The 1,197-nt window shown below is 33.8% G+C and carries 1 protein-coding gene; it reads right to left on the reverse strand.

Annotated elements, in window-relative coordinates:
* Positions 1 to 125: 125 nt before the first annotated feature.
* Positions 126 to 1,052, reverse strand: coding sequence for a hypothetical protein (locus tag ACFPXP_RS08080; protein WP_379893726.1), 927 nt, complete (start codon positions 1,050 to 1,052; stop codon positions 126 to 128).
* Between the last annotated feature and the right edge of the window lie 145 nt (positions 1,053 to 1,197).

Raw genomic sequence — 1,197 nt, forward strand, 5'->3', positions numbered from 1 at the left:
AAATGGACGGGGCGTATTCAAGGCTGGGGGCAAATCATCCTCCAACTATCCATTCATTTCGAGGAGCGCGTCACCCCTTATATCATTGATTAATAGAGTTTACACAAAATATTTGACAGTCCCAATTATACGGACTTAACTGTGATGCCTTCATCATATATTTTATCTTGAATATTCTTTTTTGTAATATAAATTTCTGCTAATTCCTCATCAGATAAGATATCATTATTAGCATTATCATTGATAATTTCGATTGCTTTTGTTAAATACGTCATATTGTTTTTAAATTTATTAAAGTTATTATTTCCAGTATTGCTTGAAATAAAATGTTGATTATTATTATTACTATTTTTTAAGTTTCTATATAACTCTTTAATTTTACTTTTTTCCGTTTCGCTCAAAATACGGTTTTTTTCATTTCCTTTTTCGTTATCAACGAATGTAAATTCTGGAATATTGTTTAATGGAAAGTCAGTTGATTCAATTGCATTTTCCGAATCACGGAGTGATGTTATAACTCCACCAGTAGCACCTGCTCCATGGAATGTTCCTTCAACATCCCCTTCGTTTGTAACATTTAAACATGAGTTTGCAGGGACGTAATAATATCCTTTAGCTAACATTGTATGACTACTAGTACTATATCCACTTACACGTGTTTTCTCCCACCAATCCGGTGTTGTGTAGTTAGAATCTGAAATTATATCAGTGATTTTTCTATCTAATGTAACAGTAGAGTCACCATCATCTATGGTAATTGTTCTGTTAACTGAATAACTTCCTCCTCCGCAAACCTGCCATGCTTGACTATTCATGAAAACTGATGATGATGCACTAAATTTATCATAAAAACCTAGTGTTGTACTATTACCTACCGTTACACGTATGCTTGCTGCAACTAACATAGTACCAGCTACATCATCAACCCAATATTTTATGAGTGCATCGTTGTCTGCATAAAACTCAGGATCGTAACTATCGGCAGCACTAACAAAGTTGAAACTACAAATTAGTAAAGCCAATGTGAGAATTACTGAAATTGTTCTTTTCATGATAAACCTCCAATAATAAATAACTCAACTTTCGCAGCTTGGAATAGGCAGATAAGCCTTGATGTAATTGGGTAAAGCAGAGATCCATTGCTGTAATTGACACTGAATCAGAGTGGAAAGCTTTTTCCCTGCTTTTGAAGCGACT

Source organism: Marinicrinis lubricantis (assembly GCF_042658665.1).
GTDB classification, from domain to species: Bacteria; Bacillota; Bacilli; order Paenibacillales; family KCTC-33676; genus Marinicrinis; species Marinicrinis lubricantis.